Origin of the sequence: Microbacterium sp. UBA3394 (genome assembly GCF_002358725.1) — a bacterium.
GTDB classification, from domain to species: Bacteria; Actinomycetota; Actinomycetes; order Actinomycetales; family Microbacteriaceae; genus Microbacterium; species Microbacterium luteum.
In genome coordinates, this window is the sequence record NZ_DEPK01000171.1 from 5,119 (window position 1) to 14,872 (window position 9,754).

A 9,754-nucleotide genomic window follows, 5' to 3' on the forward strand; every position below is an offset into this window, starting at 1 on the left:
CCTCGCGCGCGGCGACCTGCACCTGATCGGAGCGACCACGCTCAAGGAGTACCGCGCGATCGAGAAGGACCCGGCGTTGGAACGGCGATTCCAGCCCGTGCGGGTGGGTGAGCCGTCGCCCGAAGACGCGATCCGCATCCTCGAGGGACTCGCGCCCGCGTACGAGGAGCACCACGGAATCACCTACACGCCCGATGCGCTGCGCGCCGCGGTGGAGCTCAGCGACCGCTATCTCGGCGATCGCGTGCTGCCCGACAAGGCCATCGACCTCATCGATCAGGCGGGTGCGCGCCTGCGCCTCCGCCTCGGCGCGAAGGTCGACGTCTCCGACCTCGTGACCGAGGCTGCCGCACTCGAGGCGGAGAAGAACGCCGCCGTGTCCGCCGAGCAGTACGAGGAGGCGTCGGTGCTGCGCGACCGCCTCGCCGAGGTGCAGGCTGAGATCGAGCGGGCGACCCGTGAGGGCCACGACGTGTCGACGGTGGTCGACGAGCCGCAGATCGCTGCGGTCATCAGTCGTGCGACCGGCATCCCCGTGAGTCGCTTGACCGAGACGGAGCGCGAGCGCCTCGGCGCGCTCGAGAGCGAGCTGCACGAGCGCGTCATCGGACAGGATGACGCCGTCGCCGCCGTTGCCCGCGCGGTGCGACGCAACCGCACCGGCATGGGCGACGAGCGTCGACCCGTCGGGTCGTTCCTGTTCCTCGGCCCGACCGGCGTCGGCAAGACCGAGCTGGCGAAGGCGCTCGCGGAGTCGCTCTTCGATGACGACCAGGCGGTCGTGCGCTTCGACATGAGCGAGTTCGGCGAGCGTCACACCGTGTCACGTCTGGTCGGGGCCCCTCCCGGCTACGTCGGCTTCGACGAGGCCGGGCTGCTCACCGAACGCGTGCGGCGCAACCCCTACTCGGTCGTGCTGTTCGACGAGATCGAGAAGGCGCACCCCGACGCGTTCAATGTGCTGCTGCAGGTTCTCGACGACGGGCGCCTGACCGACGGTCAGGGGCGCACGGTCGACTTCCGCAACACCGTCGTCGTGATGACCTCGAACCTGGGCTCGGAGTTCCTCGCGTCGCGGGGCGGCGCGATCGGATTCCTCGCCGACGGCGGGGGAGCGACCGGGTTCGGTTCGGAGAAGGACCTGCGCGATCGGGTGATGGGCAAGCTCCGCGAGGCGATGCGACCGGAATTCCTCAACCGGATCGACGAGATCGTCCTGTTCCGCAAGCTCGAGTCCGCGCAGCTCCAGCAGATCGTACGCGTCCTGCTGGATGCCACCGAGCGGCGGCTCGGCGCGCGCTCCGTCGCGTTCCAGATCACCGATGCCGCGGTGGCGCGGCTCGCCGAGCTCGGCTACGAGCCGGAGTACGGTGCGCGACCGCTGCGCCGGCGGATCCAGCGCGAGATCGATGACCGCATCGCCGAGCTCTTCGTCTCGGGAGACCTCGACGACGGCGGCGCGGTGTCGGTCGACCTCGTCGAAGACGGCATCGGAATCACGGCCCACCGGGCGCGCACGCCGCTGGCCGCCTGATCCGACACGAGCATGCCTCATCCGGCCCCGAGAGGGAGCGGATGAGGCATGCTCGTGTCATGAGCCGCGGTCCGATCGAATCCCTGCGATCCGTTGCCCGTCACCTCCTGGCGGCGCTTCTCGTCGCCGCCGGGCTGTCCCACCTCACGTGGGGGCGGCGCGGCTACCGCATCGTGGTCCCCGACTGGGCGACCAAGCTCCTGCACACCGACAAGGACATGATCGTCGTCGCCTCGGGCGCGGCGGAGATCATGCTGGGTGCGGCGCTTATCGCGTTCCCGGCAGACCGCCCCCGCGTCGGCGCAGCGATCGCGACGTTCTTCGGGGCCGTTCTGCCCGGCAATGTGCATCAGTGGCGCACCGGGCGATCGGCACCGATGCTCCGCACCGATCGGGCGCGGTTCGCAAGACTGTTCCTGCAGCCGCTCCTGGTGGCATGGGCACTCTGGTCGACCGGGCGGCGGTGAGGTCGCGGTGCTGCTGCTCGCCGATGTCGTCGCGACCGCCGACGCCCTGACGGCGACCCGCTCGCGCTCCGCCAAGATCGCCGTCGTGGCCGATCTCCTGCGCCGGGCCGCGGTCGACGATCTTCGCGCCGTCGTCGGCATGCTGATCGCGGCTCCGCGACAGGGACGCCTCGGGGTCGGATGGCGATCGATCCGCTCTCGCGCCGCGGCACACGCCGAGATCGCCACGCTCACCGTCGGCGACGTCGATGCGGCCTTCGAACGGCTCGCGGGCCTCGCCGGAGACGGCGTCGGCGCGCGACGCGCGGCAGAGCTCGACGCTCTCGCCGCCTCGGCCACCGCCGTCGAGTGGGACTTCCTCGTGCGGGTGATCCTCGGCGAGCTGCGCACCGGCGCCCTGCAGGGAGTCGTCGTCGACGCGATCGCCGCGGCTGCCGATCGGTCGCTCGCGGCGGTGCGGCGTGCCGCGATGCTCACGGGCGACCTCGGTGAAACGGCCGTGATCGCCCTCTCCGGAACCGCGTCCGACCTCGACGCAGTCGCCCTCGAGGTGGGGCGGCCGGTGCTGCCGATGCTGGCGGGCAGCGCGCAGACGGTGCCGGAGGCGCTGGCAGCGACCGGCCCCGCGGTGGTCGAGTACAAGCTCGACGGCGCGCGCATCCAGGTGCACCGTCGCGGTGAGGATGTGCGGGTCTACACGCGCGGTCTCGCGGACATCACGCACCGCGTGCCGGAGATCGTCGAGGCGGTCCGTGCGATGCCGGTGGACGACGCGATCCTCGACGGAGAGACGCTCGCGCTGGACGAGGACGGTGGGCCGCGGCCGTTTCAGGACACGATGGCGCGGTTCGGGTCCGAGGCCGCGGCGCAGATCGCCCTCCGGCCGTGGTTCTTCGACGTGCTGCGTGTCGACGGACGCGATCTGCTCGACGAGCCGCTCACGACGCGGCGAGACACCCTCGCCCGCGTGGCCGGGCCCTGGTGCGTCCCCGGCCTGGTCACCGACGACGACGATATCGCCGTCCGGTTCTCCGAGAAGGCGCTCGCCGCGGGGCACGAAGGCGTCGTCGTGAAGGCGGCCGGCAGTCTGTACTCCGCCGGGCGGCGGGGCTCGGGCTGGATCAAGGTCAAGCCCGTCATCACCCTCGACCTCGCTGTGCTCGGGATCGAATGGGGATCGGGCCGCCGCGCCGGCATGCTGTCGAACCTGCACCTGGGTGCGCGCGACGATGACGGGGAGTTCGGTGAGCCGGGCGGGTTCGTCATGGTCGGCAAGACCTTCAAAGGGATGACCGACGAACTGCTGCGGTGGCAGACGACGCACTTCCCGGAGCTTGCGACCGGGGAGGTGCCCGGTGGCATCGCGGTTCGTCCGGAGACGGTCGTCGAGATCGCGATCGACGGCGTGCAACGCTCGCAGCGCTACCCCGGGGGAGTGGCGCTGCGTTTCGCCCGCGTGCGCGGATACCGCCCCGACAAGTCGCCCGCCGACACCGACACGATCGCCACGGTCCGCGCACTCCTGCGCGGGTGAACGCCTGACGGCGCCGGGGCGATGCCGCCGGCGCCGTCAGGGAACCGCATCCGGAGTCAGGTGCGCACGGTGCCGCCCGAGCGCAGTCTCGACAGCGCGTCCACGGTCGCGGCGAGGATGAGCACCGCGCCGGTGACGATGAGGTTCAGCCCCGCCGGCATCCGCAGCAGCCCCAGCCCGTTCGCGATCACGGCGATCACGAGCGCGCCGATCGCGGCGTGGGTGAGACGCCCCTTGCCGCCGAACAGGCTGACGCCGCCGACGACCGCTGCCGCGACGCCGCTGAGCACGATCTCGCGGCCCGCGGCGGCATCCACCGACCCGACCTTCGAGATGCTGAACAGACCCGAGACGACGGCGAGCGTCGAACACACGATGAACGCGCTCCACTTGATCACGACGACCTTCACGCCCGCGCGACGGGCGGCCTCGGCGTTGCCGCCGATGGCGTAGATGTACCGCCCGAACTTGGTGCGATCGAGCAGGAAGGTGCCGATCCACAGGATCGCCAGCACGATCGGCACGACGATCGGCACGCCCTCGACCACGCCCACCGACTGGCCGCGGTTCTGGTTCAGCACCCAGACCACGCCGCCGCCGACGACGGCGATGACGCCGAGCTTGATCCACACGAGCGCGATGGTGCGGTTGGGCACCCCGGCCTTCGTGCGCCGGGTGCGGTCCCAGAACGAGGTTCCGGCCGCGATCGCGAGGATCACCACGAGCATCACCCAGCCCGCCCAGACCGGCAGGTTGCCGTTCTGGATGGCGGTGATCTCCGGAATCTGCACGCGGTACAGACCGCCGGATCCGATGATGAACAGGGTCACCCCCTGGTAGCCGAGGAACAGACCCAATGTCACGACGAAGGAGGGGATCCCGACTCTCGCGACGAAGAATCCGATGAAGGTTCCGGTCGCGATGCCCGCCGCGAACGCGATGAGGAGCGCGAGCACCCAATTGACGCCGTGGACGTTCACGAGAACGATGAACAGCGCCATCGTCATGCCGCTGGTGACACCGGCGGACAGGTCGATCTCGCCGAGGAGCAGCACGAAGACCAACGCCATCGCGAGCATCACGAGCGTCGCCGCCTGCGTGATGAGGTTGGCGAAATTGCGCTCGGTGAGGAAGAACGGACTCAGGAAGGTGAACAGCAGCGCGAGCACCACGAGACCGCCGATGGCGGGCAGGGCGCCCATGTCGCCGGCGCGCACGCGCTGCCACCACGCCATCACCTGGTCGCGGACGGTGCCTTCCTGCCCGCTTCCGATGAGGTCCGACACCGTGCTGGTGTCGGCCGGGACGTTGCTTCCGGGAGTGGTCATTCCGCGTCTCCTGCCTCGACGACCGCGGCGTCGCCGCCGTAGGTCTTGCTGCCGGTGATGTAGCCGATCACGTCGTCGTACGTCGTGTCCGCCGTCGGCAGCTCGGCGACGAGCGTACCGAGATACAGCACGGCGATGTAGTCCGCGACCTTGAAGACGTCGGCGAGGTTGTGGCTGATGATGATGACGGCGACCCCCTGCTCCGCGAGCCGGGTCACGAGGCTGAGCACCTGCGCGGTCTGCGCGACGCCGAGCGCCGCTGTCGGCTCGTCGAGGATCACCACGCGAGCGTTCTTCAGCACCGCGCGGGCGATCGCGACGGTCTGACGCTGCCCGCCGGACAGGCTCGAGACGCGCTGGCGCACCGACTTCACCGTTCGCACCGAGAGGGAGCGGAGGGTGTCCGACGCCTCCCGCTCCATGCGTCCCTCGTCGAAGGTGCCGACCGAGGTCTCCTCGCGTCCGAGGAACATGTTCTGCACGATGTCGAGGTTGTCGCACAGGGCCAGGTCCTGATAGACGACTTCGACGCCCAACCGCGACGCTTCACGCGGGTTGTTCAGCTCCACGGTGGAGCCGTCGAAGAGGATGTCGCCGCCGTCGTAGGGCTGCACGCCGGCGAGCCCCTTGATGAGCGTCGACTTGCCGGCTCCGTTGTCGCCGACGAGGGCGGTCACTTTGCCCGGATACGCCTTCAGATTCACGCCCTTGAGGACGCTCACGGGACCGAAGCTCTTCTTCACGTCCCGCAGTTCGATGATGGGCACGTCCACGCCCACTCCTTTCGCTCGACCACGCTGTCAGGCGGCGCGGATGCGCCGCGGAGAGCCGGGGTCCCTCGCCCGCAGGCGAGGGACCCCCGGGGCATCGATCACTCGACGCCGTACTCCTCGCACTTCTCCGCGACGTCTCCCGTGCAGATCTCTTCTGCGGACGCGTCGCCCGCGGCGACGACATCCTTGACCTGCTCGGGACCGACCAGCTGCGGGGTCACGGCGATGTAGGGAGTGCCGTCGTCGAGCTGCTGATCGGCTTCGGGGGCCTCGCCGTTGAGCAGGGCCACCGCCACCTCGACCGCCGCATCGGCCTCGATCTTCACCGGCTTGTAGACCGTTGCGGTCTGCCATCCGAGAAGGATGTTCTGCAGGCCCGCGACGTTCGCGTCCTGGCCGGAGACCGCGACACCCTCGAGGTTGTTCTTCTGGAGGATGGTGATGACACCGGCGGCGTTGGTGTCGTTGGCCGCCCAGACGCCGTCCACTTCACCGCCGAGCGAGGTCAGCGCCTGCTCGAAGTTGGTGGCCGACTTCTCGCCGTCCCAGACCCCGGGAGGCTCGGCGGCCGCCGTGATGCCCGCGCCCTCCATCACCTCGACGGCGCCGGAGCGGAACATCGCCGCGTTGCCGTCGGCGGGGTCGCCGCCCATGTAGACCACGACCGCCTCGGCGGGGTCCGTGCCCGCCGCTTCGAGCCCGTCCAGGACGGCCTGGCCCTCGAGACGGCCGACCTCGACGTTGTCGAAGGAGACGTAGTAGTCGGCTCCTTCGATCGGGCGGTCGTACGCGATGACCGGGATGCCCTCGGCCTGCGCCTGGGCGGTCACCGCGGCGCCCGCGCCGTTGTAGTCGACCAGGAGCATGACGCCGCAACCCTGGGTGAGCTGCTGGTCGGCGATCGTGGCGTACTTGGCGGTGTCGCCCTGGGCGTTCTGGATGTCGACGTCGAAACCGGCGGCCGTCAGACCTTCCTGGAGGTACGTGCGGTCGAAGCTCTCCCAGCGCGGCGACGACGCCGCGTCGGGGAGGATGACGCAGGCGCGCGTGCCGGCCGCGTCTGTGCCCCCGGTGTCTTCGCCTCCGCCCGTGTCGCCGCCGGAGCTGGAACATCCGGCGAGCAGGACCGCGGCGGCACCCCCGAGTGCGACCGCGGACAGCAGAGCAGACTTCTTCATCATTCGCCTTTCTTCGTTGAACCTGCGACGTCCGAACTCTGCTTGAGTTCAAGACATAAATTGATGATGAAGAATCGGACCCCTTGGCGTCAAGACGTGAACATAACGCTTTCGCAACGCGATGCCGGCCGGCGTGCAGCCACCTTGTCGGCTCTGACGATCAGAGGCCTCGGCGGCGTTCGCGTTCGCTTCCGGCGCGCAGCGGGACGACATTCTCGGCCGGCTCCGGTGGGGTCGTCGCCGGACCGCTCCGCGCCCCCGTGATCGCGGAGATGAGGGTCTCGCTGGTGATGTCGGCGACGTCGAAGACGCCGTTGTTCCGCCCGAGTCGCAGCACGAAGACGCGATCGGCGACGGCCATCACGTCGGCCATGTTGTGGCTGATGAGCACGACGCCGTGGCCGCGCTCCCGCAGCCGCACGATGAGGTTGAGGACCTCCGCCGTCTGCGCGACGCCGAGCGCAGCGGTGGGCTCGTCGAGGATCACCACACGCGGGTCGCCGATGAGAGAGCGGGCGATCGCGACGGTCTGACGTTGACCGCCCGAGAGCATCGCGACCGGCTCGCGCACGGAGGGGAGCCTCGCGGACAGTTCGCGCATGAGCGCCCACGTGCGCTGCTCCATCTCGACCTCGTTCAACGCGGAGCCGTCGACGATCTCGCGGCCGAGCCAGAGGTTCGCGACCACATCGAGGTTGTCGCACAGCGCGAGGTCCTGGAACACCGTCGCGATGCCGAGGTCGTGCGCGACGACGGGGCTGGTGATGTCGACGGCGGCACCGTCGAATTCGACCGACCCGGCGTCCGGTGCGTAGACGCCGGAGAGCACCTTGACGAGTGTCGACTTGCCCGCGCCGTTGTCGCCCACCAGCGCCACGACCTCGCCCGCGTCGACCCAGAAGTCGACGTCGGTGAGCGCCTTGACCGCCCGAAACCGCTTGCCGATGCCGCGCATGGTGAGGATGCGCTCGTGCGAGCGGGTTCCGCGGGGATTCGTCATCGACATCCTCGACATGCTCTCATGCGGATGCGGCGACGGCGTCCGCGCCGACATCGACGTGCTCGAGGGCGAGCGCGATCGCCCCGCGCGTCTCGGCCCAATCGCCGAACGACGCGCCGATGATGTCGGGCAGGCCCGCGGGTGAGGTGAGGGCGGAGCGCTCGAGGGCGTGGCGCATCGGCGCCATGAGGATCTCGCCCGCTGCGGCGAGTTCGCCCCCGATCACGATGCGCTCCGGATCGAACAGGTTGCACACGCTCGCGGCGGCGACACCGAGGTGGCGCCCCGCATCGGCGATGACGCGTTGCGCCGCGGCGTCGCCGTCATCCGCAGCGAGGAGCAGATCGCTCAATCGGTGCATGCCCTCCGCAGGGGGGAAGGCCGACAGGAGCGCCGGTCCGCCCACGTAGGTCTCGAGACACCCGCGGTTGCTGCAACGGCACACCGGCCCGTTCTCGTCGATCGTGATGTGACCGATCTGCCCCGCTTTGCCGCTCGCGCCGTGGAAGAGATCGCCGCCCGCGACGATGCCGCCCGACACGGTGTGGCCGACGCGGATGTAGACCGCCGAGGAGACGTCGCGCGCCGATCCCTCGCGCGCCTCCGCGAGGCCGCCCAGGTTCGCTTCGCTGTCGACGAAGACCGGGCGGGCGATGCGTCCGGTGAGCGCCTGCGCGATGTCGATGTCCTCCCACCCGGGCAGGAGTCCGGGCGTTGAGACCGTGTGCGTGCGCGGATCGATCGGTGCCGGGAGAGCCAGCCCCACGGCGTGCAGGTCGCCGAGGGAGCCGCCGAGCGACTCGGTGAGATCGCCCAGCAGCAGGGCGAGCCGATCCAGCTCCGCGTCGTGCCGGTGGTCCAGGGCGAGAGGGAGCGTCGTGTGGGTGACGACGGTGCGGGTCGCGTCGGCGATCGCGATGTTCAGCTGACGTGAGCTGAAGTGCACACCGGCGACGAGCCCCACCGAGTGCGCAAGCGAGACGAGCGTCGCCCGACGGCCGCTGCGCGACGTGAAGGAGGTGTGGAGCACGCCGGCTGCCGTCAGCTCCTTGACGATGTTGGACACGCTGGCCGGAGAGAGGCCCGTCACACCGGCGAGCTCGATCTGCGTGAGACGGCCGTGCCGCTTCAGCGAATCCAGCACGCGGGCACGGTTCGCCTCTCGCAGGGACGCCTGCGAGCCTGGCGGAGCGGCGTGTCGGCGGGCCACAGCCCACACTGTACTCCCCGCCGCGACGGCGATCTCAGCCGTCGGCGGCCAGCCTGATGAGCACGATGTTGCCGGACTCATCCATCTCTGCGACCTTCGGGTGCGCTTTGACGAAGTCGGTGAAGCTCTTGTGCCCGAGCGTCTTCTCGCTGAACGAGGGGTCGAGTCGCTTGATGAGGCTCTTCACCGCCGAGGCGTGCTGCCACTCGGCGGCCTCCTTGTCGTTCTCCAGGCGGAGCGCTCTTTCCAGGAGGTCGGCACCGGGGTCCACCGTCTTCTTGCGTCCTCGGCTCTTGCGGGTCCCCGTGGTGTCGGCCGACGGGGCGGTCACGCCGGGGAGGGTGTCGTAGGCGTCGAACGTGTCGCACGCCGCCGCGAGCGACTTCGCCGTCGAACCCGAGACGCCGACGCCCACGACGTAGCGCCCCAAGCGCTTGCATCGCTGCGCGAGCGGCACGTAGTCGCTGTCGCCGGCCACGATGACCACGTGCGTGAGGTCCTCCAGCCGGAACATGTCCTCCACGGTGTCGACAGCGAGCCGGATGTCGGCGCCGTTCTTGCCGTAGGCCGCGGCGGGGAACAGCTGCACCAGGTCCACCGCACGGGCGACCAGCTGCGTCTGGTACTCCGCGTTGACCGGCGAGGACCAGTCGGCGTACGCGCGGGTCAGGACGAGCGTGCCGAACGATGTCGCGTAGTCGATGATCGCGCCGACATCGATGGTCGCCTC

9 protein-coding genes are annotated in these 9,754 nt (G+C 69.9%); 3 read left to right on the forward strand and 6 right to left on the reverse strand.

What is annotated here, in order from left to right:
• The 3 genes from B4E30_RS10150 to B4E30_RS10160 form a co-directional block, all read left to right on the forward strand.
• A partial coding sequence (locus tag B4E30_RS10150; protein ID WP_286795176.1) for an AAA family ATPase occupies positions 1-1,534 on the forward strand: 1,534 nt, incomplete at its 5' end.
• Positions 1,535-1,593: 59 nt separating this feature from the next.
• Entirely contained in the window at positions 1,594-2,001 is a 408-nt protein-coding gene (locus tag B4E30_RS10155) for a DoxX family protein (protein ID WP_286795178.1), read from the forward strand.
• Between the two features lie 10 nt (positions 2,002-2,011).
• Complete coding sequence (locus B4E30_RS10160) at positions 2,012-3,535, forward strand: ATP-dependent DNA ligase (RefSeq protein ID WP_286795195.1); 1,524 nt, start codon at positions 2,012-2,014, stop codon at positions 3,533-3,535.
• 56 nt (positions 3,536-3,591) lie between these two features.
• Here the strand turns inward: B4E30_RS10160 and B4E30_RS10165 are convergent, their stop codons facing one another.
• From B4E30_RS10165 to B4E30_RS10190, 6 genes are all read right to left on the reverse strand, one after another.
• A complete protein-coding gene (locus B4E30_RS10165) occupies positions 3,592-4,863 on the reverse strand; it encodes a sugar ABC transporter permease (protein WP_286795180.1) in 1,272 nt (423 codons plus the stop codon).
• The gene (locus B4E30_RS10170) at positions 4,860-5,636 is read right to left on the reverse strand and encodes an ATP-binding cassette domain-containing protein (protein ID WP_194384879.1); all 777 of its coding nucleotides are present in this window, start codon (positions 5,634-5,636) and stop codon (positions 4,860-4,862) included. The genes B4E30_RS10165 and B4E30_RS10170 overlap by 4 nt, the downstream gene beginning before the upstream one ends.
• A 98-nt stretch (positions 5,637-5,734) precedes the next feature.
• Positions 5,735-6,817: a sugar ABC transporter substrate-binding protein gene (locus B4E30_RS10175; protein WP_286795184.1), complete on the reverse strand. Its 1,083-nt coding sequence runs from the start codon at positions 6,815-6,817 to the stop codon at positions 5,735-5,737.
• A gap of 157 nt (positions 6,818-6,974) precedes the next feature.
• Positions 6,975-7,814, reverse strand: coding sequence for an ATP-binding cassette domain-containing protein (locus B4E30_RS10180; protein WP_414683207.1), 840 nt, complete (start codon positions 7,812-7,814; stop codon positions 6,975-6,977).
• A gap of 19 nt (positions 7,815-7,833) precedes the next feature.
• A complete protein-coding gene (locus B4E30_RS10185) occupies positions 7,834-8,958 on the reverse strand; it encodes an ROK family transcriptional regulator (RefSeq protein ID WP_237673320.1) in 1,125 nt (374 codons plus the stop codon).
• A gap of 100 nt (positions 8,959-9,058) precedes the next feature.
• A partial coding sequence (locus tag B4E30_RS10190) for an NYN domain-containing protein (protein ID WP_286795190.1) occupies positions 9,059-9,754 on the reverse strand: 696 nt, incomplete at its 5' end.